A 20,705-nucleotide genomic window follows, 5' to 3' on the forward strand; every position below is an offset into this window, starting at 1 on the left:
ATTTCTTGGGTAGCAACGACAAACGTCAATTACATGCAGGTTATTGGGCAATGAATATTTGTTTGCGGAAACTACCATCTATCTTATTGGCTATCTCATTTGTGTTGCTAGCTATAGCTATGTACGCGGGCCAGACAGGAGGCTTGAGCACTGTCTCCGGATTTTATGGCATTAGCGGTGAGGTTGCACTTTCCTATGCAGGGCTAATTACTGGATTAATATTTACTGCCGCTGCCCTTCTGGCGATACTTTCACTTTTCGTGGAAAGGTTTATTACCCCCCTTGCAATTCTTATTATTGCTATCGCTGTAGTACCTTTGCTGAGTCTTTTCGATAGCACTCATTGGATCTCGACATTGGGGGGCTTTCCAGCAATCGGTTCAGGGCAGGGCATTATCAAATACTTTGCCCTTATTGCGATTGGGCTTACCTGGTTGAACGGTAAATCTTCACCGTCCCGCAAGTATATATGGCTAAACTATTTACCCGTTGGCTTAGTCCTGCTCTGGATTGGGGGGATGAAGTTCACGTCTATTGAAGCTCAGGGTATTGAAGGCCTGGTCAGTAGCTCCCCCCTGATGTCATGGTTATACACTGTTTTTAGTGTACAGCAAGCCTCTAATATTATTGGAATTTATGACCTTATAGCCTTGATAGTATTAGCGGCTGGAGTTCATATAAGAGTTTTATTTTGGCCTGGAGTGTTGCTGTGTGCTGCAGTGTTTATCACAACACAGACCTTTCTATTTAGCTATCCGGGAAGCTGGGCTAAACCTGGGGTATTGGCATCTAGTGGAATATTTATTGTCAAGGATCTTTGGTTTATTGCAAACTTACTGATGATGATCGATATTCGCGGGCATTTGGCGAGCTTGCAATGATCCCATTTGAATAGATCAGCTTGAATCTATTCATAAATCCAGGGCTTTTTAAGCTCTGGATTTGCTCAAAAAGATCAGTCTCTATGCGGCTACTGAATTGTAACTTTTTATAGTTATTGGTTTTCCTGATAGCATCTACCCAGTTCGACTTCCCTCCTCGAGCATGCATATTTTCAGTTAGCCGCTCGATCCAGAAACATCATTTTTTAGCACGAAATTGAGTCTTCATTGCGAGTGTATGAAGAGCTTCAATATAGCGTAAATAGGCGCTATTTGGGCCCTGACAAACTACTTTATGATGGGGTTCTCAATAATTCGTCATCATATGCCAATCTGACAATATATGGTTATTTTGCTGAGTGAGGGATGGCTAAGATTCTAATAAATCCTGTAATGAGCATCAATCTCTCGCCAATTTGAAATTCCATATTTATCTTTTTATGACACCCGAACAATCCAGTGGGCCAGCGAGAAAATTATCTGGAACCGAAAAAATATGAAGTGGTCCTAACTGTGTCATTGACGTCATGTGAGTTATTTTTTCTCACCAAAGTATTTTTTCTTTGTTTGACGAAATATGGAAGTGACTTGAACGGGGAAGGGTGTCAGCCGTGAATAAATAATGGTTAGCAATATGATTTTACGACAGAAAAAAGCTGCTTCAGCAATCAAATTCTCAGCGGTAAACAGTGCTTTAATAGCCGTATTTTTGGCTGGTACCAGTTCAAATGTATTAAGTCATGGTTATGTTGAGGAGTATGGTGGAGGTGTAGCATCTGCTCGAGGTACTTTGTGTAAGTATCCATTATCCACAACGGGTCAAAAAAATGTGAGTTGTGGCGCTGTTCAATGGGAACCGCAGAGTGTTGAAGGCCCGGAAGGGTTTCCACAAAGTGGCCCTGCCGATGGTCAGATTGCCAGTGCTGGTAGCAATGCATGGTCACCGTTAAATGAACAAACCGCCGACCGCTGGATTAAAAACCCGATCACAGCAGGCAAACAAACCTTTAAGTGGCATTTTACAGCTAATCATTTGGCCCGTGATTGGAAATACTACATAACCAAGCCAAATTGGAACCCCAATCGCCCACTAACTCGCGAATCTTTTGATCTTAATCCCTTCTGTGTAATTGATGGAAATAATCAAAAGCCACCAATTGATATGCATCATGAATGTGTGGTACCTGAGCGAGAGGGTTACCAGGTCATTCTTGCCGTGTGGGATGTAGCAGATACAGCCGCCGCTTTTTACAACGTTATCGACGTAGAGTTTGGTGGTGATGGCATACCTGTATCGGACTGGAGCCAAGGCGGAACCATCAATCCTACACAAAATTTGAAAGTTGGCGATAAAGTTTCCACTCGCGTTTATAGTAGCAGTAGTGAAGAGCCAACGTATTCCACTACATTGGAAATTTCTACTGACGAGCAGGGAATGGCTAATAATTGGGCGTACGAACTTGCGACCAAAATCAACCAGGAGCAGACCCGTATTCGTGCAGGTCAGTTTGATGGCGAAAATGGATTTAACCCAGTCTATGGTTCTAACCCAATATATTTACAGGATGGAAGTGGCCTTGAACGTGTCGAAATTAATTATGAAATTAATAGCCCGGCGCCAGACTACGATTTAAGTGTGTCAGGGCTTGAAAATATGTACTCCATAACCAGTGAACCACTTTCGCTGCAACTTGCACTTACCGCGAAAGGTGACATTAGGGCAGAGTTGAAAGTGCTGAATCATGCACGAGAAACGCTGGCCAACTATGCGGTCAATATGAGTGATGGCCAAAGTTTAGAGAGGACGCTGACGCTTTCAAAATCTGAGCCTGGGCATCATATGTTGGTAGTCATAATTAAAGATCTTGATGGAAACCTGATTGGCCAAAATACACAGGATTTCCACCTGATGGAAGATCAAACATCACCGCCACCAGCAGGTGACTACGATCATGTTTTCCCGGATGGTCTGAAATCTTACAGTGCGGGTACCAAGGTAAAAGGTAGTGACGGTAATATTTACCAATGTAAGCCTTTCCCTTATTCAGGTTACTGCGTGCAGTGGAGCCAAAGCGCTACACAGTTCGAACCGGGCACGGGTTCAGATTGGCAGCTGGCCTGGGATAGACTTTCATATTGAATTTTGAAGGCTCCCTTAGGGAGCCTTTTTTCTTAAAGCCCATCTGGTTGGGACCGCTGCATTAAAAAGTGGTCGACAAAATATTAGAAAATATAGAGTGGATGGAAAACGAAGATTCCAATAACTGCAGCCGATGGCCGAACGGCGGTAACGTTTTCTTTGTTTTCAGGGTAGATACTAAAAAGGGGGAAGGAAAGAATACACTGTGCTCGGGACCGTATGAGGTATGGATGCCGATTACTAGCTTACAGGGAAGTATTCACAGCGCGTCACGAGTGCAGTGTATTCTTTCCTTCTGATCCAGTAGTAGATGACACTCCGAAAGGTCGTAACTCTCTAATAACATTAAGAAACTATAGTGGAGCAGGTGCCACTGTTAATATGAAAAGGTATATGAAAACAATGATACCCCACATACTGTACTTTATTTAAGGCTGATTTCAGCCGTCCCTCCAAAGATCAACCCTCTAAACCCCTGAAAAGTTAACTAAGAGATATATAGAAAGAGGAGCGAAGTGGATCGTCAATCTCGTAGCTTGAAGAGGCTGGAAAATTTTTAGCCGCCTCGAAAAACGTGATGTCATTTTTCGGTTTTTCATTACTTTTCACTGGTTGCTGACCGACTGGTGGATGTTAAGAGAATCTAGGGAGTCTTTAATAATTCCGTAATATCTCTGCGAGACTTGAAAGTTACAGAAGTTAGGCGCAGTTCGTCGCGAATGACCTGAGTCCTTTGCAAGAGCCTCCCCAGGACTATCTGGACTTCGGTTAAACCACTCAAACTTGGTACCGGCTCAAAAACATAGCGGCAGTCCGCTCGGCTAGGGCCTCTTGTTCGGCCGGGGTGGGTGGGTCGGAGAGTTGTAGCAATTGTGGCCAGAAGCAGCTTCCCTTGATCAGATTATGAATCTGTCCGCTGGCGATCTCTAGATCCAACTGATTCAGGCGGCCGTCGGCCACGGCAGATTTTATCCAGCACTGAACGCCAGTTTCATTGGCTTTAAATTTTTCCACTTCTTTACGCAGGGCTTCCGGCTGATGAAAGAAGTGGTCGAAGGCCATGCGGTTTAGTTCAATATACTGTGGGTTACAGATAATTTTAATTTCCTGCTCCAGCAATAGGCGGAGTTGTGAGTGGAGGTCGCTGTCGGGGTTGTAGTTGCAGTCGGGAGACTGGATAGCCTGCTGCCACAGCTCGCCAATCAGGTACATGACCAGTGCTTCCTTACTGGCAAAGTGGTTGTACACGGTGCGCTTGGAAACTTGAGCGCGGGCCGCTAGTTCGTCCATGCTGGTACCCTGGACACCGAGTTCCTGGAAGGCCTGCTTGGCGGCTTCAATAATGGCCTGACGTTTAAGCTCACTTCTGGTTGGCTTCTTTTCGCTCATGTGACTCTCAGTATCTCTGCTTGGCCAAGACGCCTGTCTGGCGGGAAATCTCATTTAATGGTTGATTTTACACTAATTAGTTTACTTTTTTCTCGCCCGGTAATAAACTGCACTGTATAGTTTACTTGGTGGCGCCCATGAAGAAGCACTGGTGGTTATTAGTAGGAGTGATAAGTATGTCCGCTGGTCTGTTTAGTAGCTGTGTTATGCAGTCGGAGAAGTTCCAAAATACGGAAATCAACTATGAGACTGGGATGGGTAAGATTGTCGATATACTTAATGCCTATATGCGCGCTGAAAGGGCTGCACCGGTGCCGGAAGCGCCACTTCCCTTACGGCCGATCACAAGGGAATTACTCGCCAGCAACGAGAGTCAGCCCACGGTATATCGCCTTGGGCACTCTTCGATTTTGATTCAACTTGATGGCGAGTATGTGCTTACTGATCCGGTATTCAGTGAGCGCGCTTCGCCAGTCCAGTGGATGGGGCCAAGACGTTTCCATCCGGTGCCTCTGTCCTTGGAAGAGTTGCCTCCATTGAAGGCGGTAATTATCAGTCACGACCATTACGATCACCTGGATAAAGCCAGCGTACGCATCTTGGATGAGAAAGTGGAACACTTTATTGTGCCGACCGGTGTTGGTAGATACCTACGGGATTGGGGGGTTGCCACGGACAAAGTGAATGAGCTTGCCTGGTGGCAGTCAATCTCTATTGGTAGCTTGCAATTTACGGCCACCCCAGCCCAACATTTCTCTGGGCGTGGTCTTACTGACCGGGACAAGACCCTTTGGGCGAGTTGGGTAATTGTCGGACACGATGCGCGGATTTTCTTTAGTGGCGACAGCGGTTATTTTGCTGGCTTCCAGAAAATTGGTGAGCGCTTCGGTCCTTTCGATTTGACCTTGATCGAAACTGGAGCTTACAACGACCTGTGGAGCGAGGTGCATATGAAGCCGGAGGAGAGTGTGCAGGCTCACCTGGATCTGCGCGGCCGCGCTATGATACCCATCCATAACAGTACTTTTGATCTTGCCCTGCACGACTGGTTTGAGCCTCTGGAGCGGGCACAGGTTGCTGCAGAAGTTCAGGGGGTGACACTGCTCACGCCAGTTATCGGTGCCCCGGTGAATGTGCGTGCACCTGTCCCTACTCAGGCATGGTGGCGAGAGATTATTGAAGAAGGTCAGGGTGAGTTGGCTGCCGGGTTGTGATTGCGATATAGCTATTAACCCGGCAGGTGTAGTGATGACAGAGCGGGAGACATTTTAGTTACTAAAAAGGGGGAAGGAAAGAATACACTGCGCTCGGGATCGTATGAGGCATGGATGCCGATTACGAGCTTACAGGGATGTATTCACTGCGCGTCTCGAGTGCAATGTATTCTTTTCTTCCGACCCAGTAGTACTTGCAAGGCATTTAACACATAAAAAGACAGTTTCTCGATAAAGTAATTCACCTTAGATTCCCGCCGGGTTAATAATCCCGGTACGAGTGATTTCCTTATAACGGTTTTGAGAAAAATTTTCCTGGAGTGCCTTTCTAATAAAAAACGCAACGGTTTAATACCAAGCGCGAAACCCGATAATCCATAGGGTACTGTATACGTCTTCACCTTCCTCGCGGGCAAAGTCCGCGGTATTGCCCACTTCTTGCTCGTAATGGACACCTATATAGGGGAGAAATTTGGGGTGGATTTTGGGGTGGATTTTGGAGAGGAGGCGCAGTCCCAGTTCAGCTTCAAAAAACCCGTACCACTGCCCGCTACTATTTAACCCCGTTAATAGACCAGATATGCGGGTTGGGTTACCAGTGAGATGTAACTGTAGTTCTCTCTGGGGCTGGGGCCTGTCGACTACTGGTGTGAGTCTGCTTAGGTCAGTACTCGGCGATTGTCGTGTTGCAGGTGTTCGCGCAGGCCCAAGCCGGGATCATCTAGTCCATTGTTTGGAGTCACTGTGCGCGCAGCTACTCTCGAAGGTACGGCGCGAAACCGCGCCAAACCACGGGACTTGTCATTGATAGTCCTCAGAACTGTTCTTCAGCTGAGGTGATTTCCGCGTAAACCACGCTGCTGCCATCCTTGTTTAATTGCATCACTTGGTAGGGGGTAAAGCGATTGCCCACTTCCATGCCGGGGCTGCCCAGTGGCATACCGGGAACGGCCAAGCCTAGGGCACCTTCCGGTGGATTTTCCAGAAAACGGTGAATCAGTTTGGCTGGCAGATGCCCTTCGAAAACATAGCCTTCCTTGGACACACTGGTGTGGCAAGACTGGTAACGTGGCTTGACTCCATACTGCTTTTTGACGCCGTTGAGATCATCGACATCCTTTGCCACTATATCAAAGCCGGTTTTCTGGGCGTAATCCACCCAGAGTTTGCAGCAGCCACAGGTGGTAGATTTATAGGTGGTCAGGCTGGGGTTGTATGCTAGCGGCTCTGCCGGCTCTGCCGGCTCGGCGCAGGCGCTCAAGGCCAGAGCAGTAGAGAAAATGGCAATAGCGGCGAGAAAAGTACGGTACATTGAATTACTCCTTTTTCTTTAAATGGGGTTTATACCCAGCATGAAAATACGGTGGGTGAACTGCGTACCAATGGATATGTAGACGCGAAATAATTGTTTGCGGTGGAGTGATTTAGTCAGGAGACAATGGGAGGGCGCAGTTCAGTATCTAGCTCGGGAGGGGATTTAAACCGGGAGTAGGTCGTCGCCCTGAGGCTCTGGCGGGTGAAAGTAGGTTTGCTGTCGGATAGAGTTGCGAGGCTATTGCTGAGCCCTGGGCAGCAGCTGCACTCAGTACCACAATTGCCGGAGTGTTCGTTGCTGCAGGCGCTGGATATATCTGAGGAGCAGTGCTTCTGTTTGGCGGCGTCTGCGCCCAAGAATACTGGTGCCAGTTCACCGCGTTCCACACAGGGCACTGCCGAGGCTAGGCCGGCAAAGGCGAGCAGCAGTATCAATAACAGTGAGCGGAAAAACCTGGGGCGCATGGAGTCAGCCTGAAACAGTACAGGGGGCAGTGTATAAATTGGGAAATAGGCATGCAACTATAGTCTGGGATGGACAGGCAAAAGAAGTTGGTGGAGGCGTAGAGGCCGCCACCCAATATCACTGGATTCAAGATTTGCCCAGTGGCAGACGAAAATCCTGATGGCGCAATAGATCGGGGCCACACTCCAGCCTTTCCAACCAGTCGAGGAAACGCCTCTTTGTTTCGTCTGTGGCAAAGTAGCCGCCGTGTTGGGGCACGATCATAGATGGATTTAATTCACGTACCATCTTGGCCCAAAGGCGGCAGGCCCAATTACCGCCCATATAGCGCTGATGAAAGCCCTCCATGGATGCTATATGTGCGTCAAAATCTGTCACCTCGCCTTCCTCACCACCGAGTGAGGCACCGATATCACCGGAAAACAGGATGCGGCTGACTGGGTCGTAAAAACTGAAGTTGCCACAGGAGTGTAGGAAGTGGGCGGGTAGGGCCCAGATTTCACTATCGGCAAACGGCAGCACTTCGCCTTTATCATTGAGCGGCACTATGCGGTCCTGCCACTTTTCACTGCCAGCGCGCGAGGCCACAAACCCGGATACCAAGTGTGGTAGAAAGCGCGACCATAGTTTGGATACTGCCACTTTGCATCGGGAGTGCAACATCCAGCGAGGCAGTGATGCAATAATGTCCGGGTCTTGGTGGGAGGCCAAAATATAAACCAAGTCGCTTAGATTCAGGTAGCGGCTGAGTTCGATGGTCAGGGGGGTATAAGTCAGATCCCCGCCGGGATCGATAAGCGCCCCTTTGGCACCGCGGCGAATCACGAACTGGTTGGCCTGTACGCCGTCACTGCCGTTATGCTCGTTTACCAGATCACAGAAACGCGCAACCATGTGATCGCCTTGCTCAAATAGGATGTCCACGCCGGGCCCCTCTTATTTAACCAGATCAAGGTATTGCTGCAGTCGCTCCTTGTTTACAGCGATACGGTCATTCATACCTTCAGCGTGTTTCTTGGCAGTCTCAAAATTGGTCGCTTCGCCCACCTGGATTACTCCGATCATACCCAACGGCAGATGGGGGTCGCATTGGTAGAGGTAAATGCCTTCCTGGTTCAGAGTAATGGTGACTTTTTCACCCATGCCGCTGTTCCAGGTAGCGCCGTTGGTTGGTGAGAATACTGAGCGGGTATTGTGGGCCATATCGGTGGGTAGAAAAGTCACTGTGTCGCCTGGAGCAACGCTGAGGAAAGCGGGTTCGAAAGTCATCATGCCGTCCTTGCCCTGGTTCAGCATCTTAACTTCGTGGTCTGCGGCCAGGGCGGAGGTGGAGGCCATGGCGAGCGCCAATATTGCGCAGCGAAGAGAAATAGACGACATATTTACTTCCTGTTTGATGATTAGTCAGTGTTATACCTCCCCATTAGTGGGTATAGGCAGCGGCGGATATTATCTCGGTGAAAGTATGGCGAATTGATCTAGATCAATCGCATAGATGGCGCAGATGGCACGGAAGGGAGCCGCTGCAGGTGAGTCATTACTGACCGCCAAGTGCTGTCCGTAGCTGTCCCGTAAGAGGTAAACTGTGGGCCAAATTGATAGGGCAACCATTAGGGAGATAACCTTGGCTGCGAAACGTAAAACTGCCTACGTGTGTAATGAGTGTGGTGCCGACTACACCAAATGGGCAGGGCAATGCAGTGCCTGTGGTACCTGGAATAGCCTATTGGAGGTACGTCTGGGACCTGAACATAAGGACAGCCGCGCAGCCAGTTTTACTGATGCACAGAGCGGCTATGCGGGTGCTGCTGGTGCCGGCAAAGTGCAGAAGCTCTCGGAAATTGACCTGAGTGAATTGCCACGTATTGTCACCTCCGCTTCTGAGTTGGACCGGGTTCTGGGTGGTGGCTTGGTACCGGGTTCGGTAGTGTTGATTGGCGGTCATCCCGGTGCCGGTAAATCCACGGTGCTGCTGCAGACCCTGTGTCATTTGGCGACCTCTATGCCTGCGCTATATATCACCGGGGAGGAATCCCTGCAGCAGGTAGCCATGCGCGCCAAACGCCTGGGCTTGCCTACCGACTCCCTGCAATTGCTCAGTGAAACTGATGTTGAGCGAATCTGCCTGGCGGCCAAGGAAGTGAATCCGCGCGTAATGGTGGTGGACTCCATCCAGGTTGTGCATATGAGCGATGTGCAGTCCGCGCCGGGCTCGGTGGCCCAGGTGCGTGAGAGCGCTGCTTACCTGACTCGCTTCGCCAAGCAGACCGGTACAGCCCTTATACTGGTGGGCCATGTCACTAAAGATGGCAGTCTCGCCGGCCCCAAGGTACTGGAGCATATTATCGATTGCTCCATTTTGCTTGAGGGTACCCATGACTCACGCTTCCGCACTTTGCGTGCCCACAAGAACCGTTTTGGTGCGGTGAATGAGTTGGGGGTGTTTGCCATGACCGAGCAGGGCTTGAAGGAGGTTTCCAACCCTTCCGCGATATTTCTGCAGCGCGCTGAGGAAATTGCCGCAGGCTCGGTGGTGACTTCCGTTTGGGAGGGTACCCGCCCTTTGCTGGTGGAACTGCAGGCGCTGGTGGACGACAGCAGCCTGGGCAATCCGCGCCGCGTGGCGGTGGGGCTCGACCAAAACCGACTGAATATGCTGCTGGCTGTGTTGCACCGCCATGGTGGAGTATTGGTTGGCGATCAGGATGTTTTTATCAATGTGGTTGGTGGGGTCAAGGTGATGGAGACCAGTGCCGATCTACCCCTGCTTTTGGCTGTAGTTTCCAGTTTTCGCAACCGTGTTCTACCGCGGGACTTGGTTGTATTTGGTGAAGTGGGCTTGTCCGGCGAGATTCGCCCGGTGCCCTCCGGCCAAGAGCGTTTGCGCGAAGCGGCCAAGCACGGATTCCGCAAGGCGATAGTACCTGCTGCCAACCGCCTCAAAAATGACATTGAAGGTATGGAAATGCACTCGGTAAAAACTCTGGCAGAAGCTCTGGCCATTATTGATATGAGTTGAAGTACATGTTTTTTTCAGCTCGGTATCCGTATGTTACCTTTTAAGTGGCAGCGGCTGTTTTGAGTGGCGTTTTTTCTTCAGCTATTTCTGCCGGGAAAAGCCGCCGTAGTATGAAAGTATTGCTTCACTGAATTTGTGCCCGGAATAGGTATTGTTGTACTGGGTGCAGTCGCAGAATATTATTTCACTCACCTGATTATCAAATACTGAGCTATAGCGCTCAATACCAGTCCCTGCATACTACTGGGTCAGAAGGAAAGAATACACTGCACTCGAGACGCGCTATGAATACATCCCTGTAAGCTCGTAATCGGCATCCATGCCTCATACGGTCCCGAGCGCAGTGTATTCTTTCCTTTCCCCTTACAGTTAATTCGCGCTAATACTGAAGAGTTACAGCCTTTTCTGCTAGCCATGATTTTAATTGGTGCACTTGGCGCCAAGGCTAATTGACGGCGCCTAGAGTGTGAGCTGTATATTTTATCAGCACCTTGGCATTGTAGATTTTGTACCTTTGGGTTCTTTGCGTAAATAAATCTGACGAATTTGGGGATGCTCAGTTGAATCGCCTTTTCGACGCCTTGTCTCGTGGAGCTTCAATCTCACAGCCTTCCTAGATCTGACAAACTATCGCAGTGACCAAAAGTTTTTGGGCCGAGCTACTAGTATTGCAGTTACTCTTAATACAGCTACTCGGTTTTCAAAGGTAGAACTGTATGGCGGTATTTAGTTGTGATGGCGTGGAATTAAACTATGAACTTCGAGGGAGCGGTCCGCGCCTGGTATTTCATCCCGGCACCCTTAGTGATCTTAGGGTGCACCCAACAATATTTGACTCCCCGCTGTCGGATGCATTTGAAATACTGAGCTTTGACCCTCGAGGTATTGGGCAGTCCAACTCACCCGATGATTCCCCTACCATGTCTGACTACGCCCATGATCTTAAACGCTTGATGACATATATTGGTTGGCAAGATGCCCTCATTGTTGGTGTGTCTTTTGGCGGTATGGTTGTGCAGGAGTTTGCCCTTCAATATCCACAGTCAGTGCAAAAACTTGTCTTGGTAGTAAGTAGTTCCGGTGGGCAGGGGGGATCGTCATTCCCTCTTCATGAGTATGATATTGAAGGCATGACTGCCGATGAAAAAGTGGCCTTTTTGATATCGGCAGGGGACCGCCGTTTGCCAAGTGTTACTTGTAAAAACACAGACCCCGAACTCTATTTGCCAATATATAAGTATTATCGCCAGGTAAGTGAAATTGCAGCGAATAAGCCTAAAGGCTCCTTATGCCGTACACGACAGCTTCAAGCGAGAAAGGGGCACGATACCTTTGAACGCTTGCCCGGGTTAAACAAGCAAACACTTATTTGCGGAGGACGCTATGATAATATCGCGCCTTTCCAAAACCAAGTGGCATTATACCAACAAATACCTAATGCGCGTCTGGGAATTTTTGACGGTGGTCATAATGTGCTGTGGCAGGACGCGCTAATCTGGAATTTTATTTTGGCTTTTTTACGGCTGTCTTAATTATTGTGTGGTTCAAGAATTATTGGTTTTTATACTCCCTGTAATTTGGATGTTTACTGGTTTTTTATATGAGTACTGAATCGCAAGATAAAAGTGGTCGTTATAAAGTGCGTATGCAGAACCGCAAAAAGATAGTTGATGAGGTGATTTCCAAAGCATTGGAAGATCGCGGCACAGTAATTCTCTACACCGGTGAAGGCAAGGGGAAAACGACTGCAGCAATGGGTACCGTTACCCGGGCGCTTGGTTATGATTATCCAACTGTTGTGGCACAGTTTATAAAGGGAACCTGGGAGTGCGGTGAGAAAAATTTACTAATGGGATCCTCTCATCCTTTACGGTGGTACCAGATGGGAACAGACTTTACCTGGGAAACCCAGGATTTTGATGCGGATAAAGCAGCAGCAGAGGCACTTTGGGAGAAGGCGTTGTTGGCATTGCGTGATGATCAGGTTTATTTGGTTGTACTGGATGAATTGACCTATGCATTGAATTATCACTGGCTGGATAAGACTGAGGTGATAGAGAGCATACAGCAGCGCCCCAAGGAGCAAACGGTAATTATTACTGGCCGTGGCGCCAAGCAATATCTCAAAGATATTGCCGATACGGTTAGTGAGATGCGTGCGGAAAAGCACGCGTTCAACAATGGTGTTTCTGGTCGTAAAGGTATCGAATGGTAAATGAACTTCAGTGGTTCCCTGGTAAGCCTTGGCAGTACAGGAAGCCGTACCAGTACCTTGCTAAGCCTAAATATTAACCCGACAAACTAATAGCTTAACGGGTTATTGCGGCATAAGGTTGTACGGCTGTCGGCAATAGATCGGTGCGAGCCTGTGATATGGCAGTAGAATCTTGTATCTGCGTCAGTTTTCATGGCCAGGTTAATATAAGAGGGGTTATTCGGAGTTCACTGCTTCTCTGGCCGCTACCCCTGCCATTAGCTGACGTCTTACCCTCATGGGCGTGGTGCCAAACCAACGATAGCAGGCGCGGTTAAAGGAACTCTGTTCTCGATACCCCAGCATATTAGAAATCTGTGACATGGGAGGCTGTTTGCCGCTTAGGTAGTATTCCGCACGTTCTCGGCGGATACGATCCAACAAATCCTCAAATACCAGGTTGCGATCACGTAGCCGGCGCTGCAGGGTGCGCTTGTGCATGCCGAGCTGATTGGCTACCTCCTGTAGGCTACACCGCTTTAGTGGCATCAGGCAGTAAATTAGCTGCTGAACTTGCTTCACTAAGCTGACCTCTCCCTGCTGCAACAGTTCATCAATATAAGACTTAAGTAGTGGACGCAGACTCGGGTTACATTTTTCGGTGGGCTGTAACAAAGAGCTGCCGCTGAGAATAAAAGCATCTTTTTCGCGGCCAAACTCCACTGGAACCCCGAAGAAGCTTTCATATTCATCGTGTAGCGGATGCTCTGATTGCAAATGGACGGCTTCCAGTTGGAAGTTTATGCCACATAGCTTTTGCAAAGCTGTCAGGGAAACCCCCAAGAGGAACTCCCTGCATTGCTCCAATGCAAGCGGAGCCTCACCATGAGTACCTGCCTGAAGGTCATCAACACAGTGGAATCTTAAAAGTGCCTGCTTGCCTTTTTTCTGCAACTCTACACGCAGATTATAGGGCGGGTTAGCAAGTTGCTTTATGGCAGTATTCAGGAACTCCCCCAGGGTGAGTGACTGCAGTACTGCTGCTCCCAGAGAACCTAGTGCCGCAGCTCCCTGGCTGTGGGCGAGACGTAGGCCAAAATCAGCACAGTTCAAGTGGTCTGCACTTTTATCCAGCAGCTCATTAACCGACTTCAAGGGAATGTAGCCATCCAGGCTTTCAACCTGCTGGGGGCTTATTTGCGAATTTAGTAGTAGAGCTTCTGGGTTACCTTTAAATTGGCTCACCAACTCGTAAAAGCCTGTTAATAGCGTCGTTCTTATTTGTTGAGTCAATTTCTTAGAATCCTGTATTTCACCTGGATCGTGTTGTTTTGAACATATTCCAGGTTGAAGAATTTGATCAGGCGGAACTTAATCGACTCAATGCGGAACCCAGCGATAAATAAAAATCCGAGCCTTGTGGCACGTTATTTATGTCTATCGGTAAAGGGTTTTAACTGTATCTGTTATTGAGGACAGTCTTGCCGGTGCGGGCCTGCTCTGCTTTGACGTCCGGAAATGTCAGTGGTGGATGGGCAGTGTCTCACTAAGTAAGATCGGTGAAGGGCACAACCATGGTGCTCATCCTGAGCGGGAAATAAATGATAGTTAGATCAGGGCAGGATACTAGTGGCGATAATCCGCGTATCGATCTCCGCTAAATGTTATTACAGTTATATATATTACTTGTTTTTTTTAGGCTTTTTGAAGCCTGTAAATTGATCCGTCAATATAAACCCTGTCGTCTAATGAAAAAAAATACCCGGATTGCTGAATAGCTAAGAACAATATTCCCTTTATAGGCATATATGCTTTTTTTGTTTTATCGTGACTTATTTTTAAGGAATAATAATTTTTTAGTGCGGTTGGCCGAAAAGAGATTTTTTTAAAGGTGGAGGCCTACTTGGAGAGTATGGGATCCGATTATAGCGTCAAGGGGCCTCTGAAAGCCCCACTGGGTGGGACTTTAGACCACAGCTACTGCTTTTCAGCCCTCGTTAAGGGCTAAGGCCATTCGCTACACACTGCGCCAACATCTGTATCCTTCAAGCCCCGTAGAGAAATTACAGAGTTATTCAGAGGCTCTTTAAGGGCTGCGTGCAACGTGAAGGGAGAAAAAAAGAAGCCCGCAGTTGCGGGCTTCCAGAGAGTTGCGCTTTAGCCACCGTAGTAGGTTGCGGCGCCGGGGCCAACAGGCAGTCCCAGGACAAATACCCAGATATAGAAGAGGGCAGTCCAGCCGACAAAGAAGAAGATTGAGTAGGGGATCATAGTGGCGATCAAGGTTCCCATGCCCAAATCTTTCTTATAGCGGGCGGCAAAAGTAATGATCAGGCCAAAATAACTCATCATCGGCGTAATCACGTTGGTGACGGAGTCTCCAATTCGATATGCAGCCTGGATTACCTCTGGCGCATAACCCAGCAGCATCAACATCGGTACGAAGATGGGGGCGGTTACCGCCCACTGAGCTGAGGCGCTACCCAGCATCAGGTTCACAAAGCCACACATCATGATAAAGAACAGGAACAGCAGCGGTCCGGTTAGGCCGATGCTCTGCAGGGCATCGGCACCCAGTACCGCAAAGATGGTTCCCAGATTGGTGACTTTAAAAAAGGCCACAAATTGCGCAGCGAAGAACACCAGCACGATATACATACCCATACTGTTCATGCTCTTAGCCATAGCGTCGATCACATCGCGGTCATTCTTCATGGTGCCAACCACTTTGCCGTAGACAAAGCCCGGAATAGCGAAGAAGACCAGGATCAGAGACACAATGCCCTTGAGGAAGGGGGAGCCTGCTACCAGTCCGGTTTCAGGATTGCGTAGAACTCCCCACTCGGGCACAACTGAAAGTGCCAATAGGGCGGAGACAGCCAAGACGGCAAGACCGGCGTATTTGAGTCCGCGTTTCTCGGCGTCGGTAAGGGTGCCCAGTTTATCCTGGCTCAAGTCGACGGAGGCCTCATTGGGGTCGTACTTGCCGAGCTTGGGTTCCACGATCGCCATGGTGACCCAACTGCCAACAATGGTGATCAGGAAGGTACTGACGATCATAAAGAACCAGTTGACTTCCGGGCCCACACTGTAGGTAGGATCGATCATATGAGCAGCGGATTCAGTGATCCCCGATAGTAGCGGGTCCACAGTGCCCAATAGGAGGTTGGCGCTGTAACCACCGGAGACGCCTGCAAAGGCTGCAGCGAGGCCCGCAAGAGGGTGACGACCGAGAGAGTGGAAGATCATGGCCGCCAGGGGGATTAGTACCACATAACCGAGCTCAGAGGCGGTGTTGGAGATGATACCGGCGAAAACAACGATTACGGTTACGGTACGCTTGGAAGCCTGCAGTACCAAACCGCGTACTGCGGCGCTGAGCAAGCCGGAGTGCTCTGCAATGCCTACGCCCAAGAGGGCTACCAGTACCGTTCCCAAGGGGGCAAAGCCAGTAAAGTTTTTAACCAGGCTGGTGACAATCATCCTCAGACCATCGCCACTCATCAGGTTGAAGACTTCAATAACACCGTCGGGATCACGACCTGCGGCACCTATTGGGCGGGGATCGGCGACAGATAGGCCAAAGTAGGAGGCTATGCCACTGAGTACGACGACGCCCAAAGCGAAAAGTGCAAAGAGGGTGATCGGATGGGGAAGAAGGTTGCCGAGCCATTCCACTGCATCCAGGAAGCGGGTAAAGGCCCTCTTGCGCCCGGCTGGGTTATCCTGCTGATCGCTAGGGGAGGTCGTTGTGGTCATTGTTTGTCCTCAATCGTGATAACGAGCGCCCCTAATCGCCTCTGGAACACCCGGTAGCCGAACAATTGGCTGAAAAATGTGCTAAGCCAGCGATCATACACAAAAGTCCTTTGGGTAAGAATGCCTCGGGAGGAATGTTATTGGCTGATGGGTCGGCAAAATGCGGAAGTTTGTGGGGCGGTATGAGTGAAGATTGATAACCGCCTAACTAGGTAGGTCGCTTAAACAGGCCCTTTAGCATGTTAATTTCGGCGCCAGTTGGTGCGACCAGCCATTCTCGAATATGCCATAATCCCAACACTCAGCAGTCAACTCAGGGGTGAAATAATGAAGATTGGAGTGCTAAAAACCGATGATGTGCGTAAGGAGCTGGTGGGCGAATTCGGCGAATACCCGGAGATGTTCGCAGGGCTACTGCGCAGTCAAGACCCAGAGCTGGAGTTCATCACCTACGAAGTACAGCATGGCCACTACCCGAATCATATCGATGAAGTAGATGCATATTTGATTACTGGCAGCAAAACCGGGGTTTACGACAATAAAAAGTGGATACCACCACTAATGGACTTTGTGAGAGAACTGCACGACCTGAAAAAGCCCACTATCGGTATTTGCTTTGGCCACCAATTAATTGCTCAGGCTTTAGGGGGCAAGACTCGTAAGTCAGATAAAGGATGGGGGCTTGGGGTTCACACCTATGAGGTGCAGGAAACCCCCTCCTGGATGTCTGAGCCCATGAACAGCTTCAGCCTGTTGGTAACCCATCAGGACCAGGTCGAGGCATTGCCACCGGGTGGCCGGGTTCTGGCATCCAGCGAGTTTTGCCCCATGGCAATGCTGCAGGTGGATGATCATATGCTGAGCTTTCAGGCGCACCCAGAGTTTACCAAGCCCTATTCCAATAGCTTGATGGAACTACGTCGCGAGGCCTTTGGTGAAGAGGTTGTGGAGAAAGGCCAAGCCTCCCTGCAGAATGATATCCACGAGAATGTGGTTGCCAGGTGGATGTTGGAGTTTTTGCGTAAGTAACACTATCGGGAGGGGGCGTGCTCTTCGTCCCCTTACGCTTTTCTTCCCTGCCTTTTATCACATCTTTGACAGCTTTTTACACGATTTTTGTTCGTTGTATATTGAAGTGTTATTGGTCTCCTGGAATTTGACTTTAGGCTCACTTTGGAGAGGGGAGGATTTTTACCTCTCGCCCCATCCTAGCTTTCGAACTGTGTTCGACATTTATAGGGGGTGAAAATTAAAATTTGGCCCGGCATTACTTCTTATTGTTGATTCTTACGTGATAATTTATTTATTTTCAGTTGTGAACGGCGTGTTAATTTCCGTGTGCGTTGTTCAGTCTTAACACCTCTTCTTCAGTGTAAGTTAATTGCTTTGTTTAGCGCTTAGCTCCAATGCATATTTTGGCGCAAATGTTTCCTTTTGGGTTAAATATATTTTTATGAGTATTGAGTTGCAAGTTTGAAAGAATAATATTTGCCTAGTGGGTATGAATGACCTCCTGACTGGATCGTGCTTTCCCGGCGTTAGTGATTGAGGGTAGTGTAAATAATATCTTTTCATGGGGGTATAAAAGTCATGTGTTTCGATCGGGAGTCATGCTTGAAAGTGGTACTTAATTGCCTGTTCTGGCAAGTAGGCTCTTGTCGGCCTATAGGTTCTGTAGAGTTACTTTTAAGTGGACCGGTGGAGGATGGTCAACACTTTAAGCCTGGTATCAATAATCAATAATCAATAATCAATAATCAATAATCAATAATCAATAATCAATAAATTATAAATTATAAATATGATGATAATCAAAAGGATGGGTATATGATTCTTTTCAAAAGGACGTTGTTAGCTGTATCTATTAGCTTGTCGACTTTTGCTGGCCAAGCGATGGCCGCGGGGAATGTGAATGGAGCTATTGAAGGTTCTGTTTCTGGGAGTAATGAGATCGAAATAACTGAAGCTACAGTTATTATTGAGAATGAAAAAAATGGCTTCAAACGGACAATGTCTACTGGGAGAAATGGAGATTTTAGAGTTAATCTTCCCAGTGGAGTCTATAAAGTAACGGTTCAAAAGGAGGGGTATCAACCTACTGTGATTGAGGAGGTCTCTGTCTCAATTGGAAGTTCTGCTAATTTGGATATACCTCTTTCACTAGGCGACCTGGAGGAAGTTGTAGTTTTTGGAGAGGTAGCTCCACAAATACGTACTGGAACGGCAGAATCCGCACTTAATATTGGGTTGGCTGATATAGAGATGTTACCTGTTTCTCGTAATATTGAATCAGTTGCTTTGTTAGCCCCGGGGACTGTTTTGGGGGACTCCGGATTTGGGGAAGACAAGGATTTAATATCTTTTGGCGGTGCATCTGTTGGAGAAAATGCTTATTACATTGATGGGCTAAATGTAACCAATTTTAGGAATGGGCTTGGCGGGTCTTCAGTACCTTTTGAGTTTTATGATCAGTTTCAAATAAAAACGGGTGGATACAGTGCTGAATTTGGCCGGTCGTTGGGGGGCGTATTTAATGCAGTCACTAAAAAGGGGTCGAATGAATTTGAATATGGTGTGGTAGCCTATTATGAGCCTGCAGCATTGCGTGAAGAGAGCCCGGATACGCTGTCAACAGATGGAACTCTTTATGATTTGAATTCTGAAAATGAGGAGTCCAAGTATACTACGGATTACTATATTAGCGGCCCAATAATTCCTGACAAACTGTTCTTCTATATGCTTTATGAGCAGCAGGAAACAGTTGAAAAGTTTACTACAAAAGGGAGCCCTGGAAGGTATAACGATAGGAATATCGACGATGATTTTTGGGGTGTAAATTTGAATTGGCATGTTACCGATAATCATATACTTTCCTACATGCAGTTTTCAGATGAGCGTACAAGGGAAAATGATCAATCAAATTTTGATTATTACAATAGAAACAAAGAGGAGTATACCGGTACTGTCTGGGATGAGCGCGGTGGGGATAACTGGCTTGTACGTTATGATGGTCAGCTCACAGATAATTTCAGTATCTCTGTACTTCATGGGCAAAACGAATACTCACTGACCACTATTAGTACTACAGATATAGATTGTCCCTATGTCAGGGATTTTAGTGATGGGGCTTTGCCCGGTAATTCTAATAGCAGGCCTGGCTGTCAAGCCAGTTCTAGGGTTCAGGCCGGAGGAGATGAAAGGGTAGCTGATCGTATTGATTTTGAATGGGTGATTAACGATCACACGATACGGTTCGGTTATGATCAGGAAAGTAACTCTTCTTCTTCCACAGAAACTTATTCCGGGACAGGCTTGAGGGAAAATGGTGGGGTGTACTACAGCTATAGTACATATTTACCTGGTGCCACGCTTCCCAATGGTGGGATAGTGCCAGTTGATAATGGAGATGGTTCTCCTGTGCATATAGTTTCTTATCGGGTCGGTGATGTAGAGGGAAAGTTTGAAGTTGAGTCGAAGGCCTTTTATATTGAGGATACTTGGGATATTAGTGATACTCTCTCCATAAGCGCCGGAATCCGCAATGAAACTTTTTCGAATTACAATGGTGAAGGCGATATCTTTATTGAAATTGATGATCAATGGGCTCCGCGTTTGAGTTTTTCTTGGGATCCAGGCGGCGATGGTGAATCCAGGGTATTCGGCAACTGGGGGCGTTATTTTATGCCTGTCGCATCAAACACGAATGTGCGCTTATCTGGTGGGGAGCTTGGGTATGAAAGATACTTTATTTTTGACGGGGATTATGATCCGAAGACATTTGCTCCTGTAAATGTGGGTGCTGATGGAGTTCCTATTTCTCAGGAGATAGGAGACGCTAGAGTAACTTCAGATTACCAGATAGTGCTCAACTTTCTGATAGAGACCTAGAACCAATGTATCAAGATGAATTTATTCTTGGTTATGAAAGGCTCTTAAGTAATGGTTGGGCATTAGGTGTTAAAACTCTATATCGAGACTTAAAGTCTCACATTGATGATGTAAGTATTAATCATGCTGTAGATGCTTTAGGTTATGCACATACTGGAGATGCGTATGGTTATGTGCTTGCCAATCTTGGAAGTGATATCACCATACCCTATGATCGATATGGAACGGGTGAATTGAAAATGACCACATTTCCCGCTGGCCTACTTAGTCGACCCTGAAAAAAGTCTCCAGACCTTGTGGCACTAGGACTACGTGGATATATGACATAGCCATTTCGACCAGTTTTCGCTATTCTGATCCAAATTTCTGGTCGAAATGCTCAAGGATAATGATGCTCACGGACACCGATCAGTACCAACAAACCAGCTTTTTTGGCACCGA

17 protein-coding genes are annotated in these 20,705 nt (G+C 47.9%); 9 read left to right on the top strand and 8 right to left on the bottom strand.

The features are described from left to right. Positions 1 to 50: 50 nt before the first annotated feature. Positions 51 to 881, top strand: a complete 831-nt coding sequence (locus ACCI49_RS11555; protein ID WP_371839119.1) for a DUF417 family protein — start codon at positions 51 to 53, stop codon at positions 879 to 881. A gap of 634 nt (positions 882 to 1,515) precedes the next feature. Then, positions 1,516 to 3,021, top strand: coding sequence for an N-acetylglucosamine-binding protein GbpA (gene gbpA / locus ACCI49_RS11560; RefSeq protein WP_371839120.1), 1,506 nt, complete (start codon positions 1,516 to 1,518; stop codon positions 3,019 to 3,021). 777 nt (positions 3,022 to 3,798) lie between these two features. On the opposite strand, the gene ACCI49_RS11565 is transcribed toward gbpA, so the two are convergent. After that, the gene (locus ACCI49_RS11565) at positions 3,799 to 4,410 is read right to left on the bottom strand and encodes a TetR/AcrR family transcriptional regulator C-terminal domain-containing protein (protein ID WP_371839121.1); all 612 of its coding nucleotides are present in this window, start codon (positions 4,408 to 4,410) and stop codon (positions 3,799 to 3,801) included. Between the two features lie 176 nt (positions 4,411 to 4,586). Between ACCI49_RS11565 and ACCI49_RS11570 the strand changes: the two genes are divergently transcribed. Then, positions 4,587 to 5,624, top strand: a complete 1,038-nt coding sequence (locus tag ACCI49_RS11570; RefSeq protein ID WP_371839122.1) for an MBL fold metallo-hydrolase — start codon at positions 4,587 to 4,589, stop codon at positions 5,622 to 5,624. Between the two features lie 348 nt (positions 5,625 to 5,972). Here the strand turns inward: ACCI49_RS11570 and ACCI49_RS11575 are convergent, their stop codons facing one another. From ACCI49_RS11575 to ACCI49_RS11595, 5 genes are all read right to left on the bottom strand, one after another. Beyond that, positions 5,973 to 6,206: a copper resistance protein B gene (locus ACCI49_RS11575; RefSeq protein ID WP_371839138.1), complete on the bottom strand. Its 234-nt coding sequence runs from the start codon at positions 6,204 to 6,206 to the stop codon at positions 5,973 to 5,975. 232 nt (positions 6,207 to 6,438) lie between these two features. Next, positions 6,439 to 6,936 (bottom strand): DUF411 domain-containing protein, encoded by a 498-nt coding sequence (locus ACCI49_RS11580; protein ID WP_371839123.1) that lies wholly within the window; start codon positions 6,934 to 6,936, stop codon positions 6,439 to 6,441. A 116-nt stretch (positions 6,937 to 7,052) separates the two neighbouring features. Further along, positions 7,053 to 7,403: a hypothetical protein gene (locus tag ACCI49_RS11585; RefSeq protein WP_371839124.1), complete on the bottom strand. Its 351-nt coding sequence runs from the start codon at positions 7,401 to 7,403 to the stop codon at positions 7,053 to 7,055. A gap of 127 nt (positions 7,404 to 7,530) precedes the next feature. Then, positions 7,531 to 8,328, bottom strand: coding sequence for an oxygen-binding di-iron domain-containing protein (locus tag ACCI49_RS11590; RefSeq protein WP_371839125.1), 798 nt, complete (start codon positions 8,326 to 8,328; stop codon positions 7,531 to 7,533). A gap of 12 nt (positions 8,329 to 8,340) precedes the next feature. Beyond that, positions 8,341 to 8,784 (bottom strand): pseudoazurin, encoded by a 444-nt coding sequence (locus ACCI49_RS11595; protein WP_371839126.1) that lies wholly within the window; start codon positions 8,782 to 8,784, stop codon positions 8,341 to 8,343. Between the two features lie 244 nt (positions 8,785 to 9,028). Here ACCI49_RS11595 and radA point away from each other — a divergent pair, with 244 nt between their 5' ends. From radA to cobO, 3 genes are all read left to right on the top strand, one after another. After that, the gene (radA, locus tag ACCI49_RS11600; RefSeq protein ID WP_371839127.1) at positions 9,029 to 10,423 is read left to right on the top strand and encodes a DNA repair protein RadA; all 1,395 of its coding nucleotides are present in this window, start codon (positions 9,029 to 9,031) and stop codon (positions 10,421 to 10,423) included. Between the two features lie 716 nt (positions 10,424 to 11,139). After that, positions 11,140 to 11,955, top strand: coding sequence for an alpha/beta fold hydrolase (locus ACCI49_RS11605; RefSeq protein ID WP_371839128.1), 816 nt, complete (start codon positions 11,140 to 11,142; stop codon positions 11,953 to 11,955). A gap of 68 nt (positions 11,956 to 12,023) precedes the next feature. Further along, positions 12,024 to 12,638, top strand: coding sequence for a cob(I)yrinic acid a,c-diamide adenosyltransferase (gene cobO, locus ACCI49_RS11610; RefSeq protein ID WP_371839129.1), 615 nt, complete (start codon positions 12,024 to 12,026; stop codon positions 12,636 to 12,638). A gap of 216 nt (positions 12,639 to 12,854) precedes the next feature. On the opposite strand, the gene ACCI49_RS11615 is transcribed toward cobO, so the two are convergent. Further along, positions 12,855 to 13,910 (bottom strand): AraC family transcriptional regulator, encoded by a 1,056-nt coding sequence (locus ACCI49_RS11615; protein ID WP_371839130.1) that lies wholly within the window; start codon positions 13,908 to 13,910, stop codon positions 12,855 to 12,857. An 864-nt stretch (positions 13,911 to 14,774) separates the two neighbouring features. Then, entirely contained in the window at positions 14,775 to 16,376 is a 1,602-nt protein-coding gene (locus ACCI49_RS11620) for an AbgT family transporter (RefSeq protein WP_371839132.1), read from the bottom strand. A gap of 327 nt (positions 16,377 to 16,703) precedes the next feature. On the opposite strand from ACCI49_RS11620, the gene ACCI49_RS11625 reads away from it, so the two are divergent. The 3 genes from ACCI49_RS11625 to ACCI49_RS11635 all read left to right on the top strand — a co-directional run bounded on the left by ACCI49_RS11625 (position 16,704) and on the right by ACCI49_RS11635 (position 20,542). Then, positions 16,704 to 17,405, top strand: coding sequence for a glutamine amidotransferase-related protein (locus tag ACCI49_RS11625; RefSeq protein WP_371839134.1), 702 nt, complete (start codon positions 16,704 to 16,706; stop codon positions 17,403 to 17,405). Positions 17,406 to 18,203: 798 nt separating this feature from the next. After that, positions 18,204 to 20,264, top strand: coding sequence for a TonB-dependent receptor (locus ACCI49_RS11630; RefSeq protein ID WP_371839136.1), 2,061 nt, complete (start codon positions 18,204 to 18,206; stop codon positions 20,262 to 20,264). 5 nt (positions 20,265 to 20,269) lie between these two features. Beyond that, a complete protein-coding gene (locus tag ACCI49_RS11635; RefSeq protein WP_371839137.1) occupies positions 20,270 to 20,542 on the top strand; it encodes a hypothetical protein in 273 nt (90 codons plus the stop codon). The last annotated feature ends 163 nt before the right edge of the window (positions 20,543 to 20,705 follow it).

Origin of the sequence: Microbulbifer epialgicus (assembly GCF_041447265.1) — a bacterium.
GTDB lineage: Bacteria > Pseudomonadota > Gammaproteobacteria > Pseudomonadales > Cellvibrionaceae > Microbulbifer > Microbulbifer epialgicus.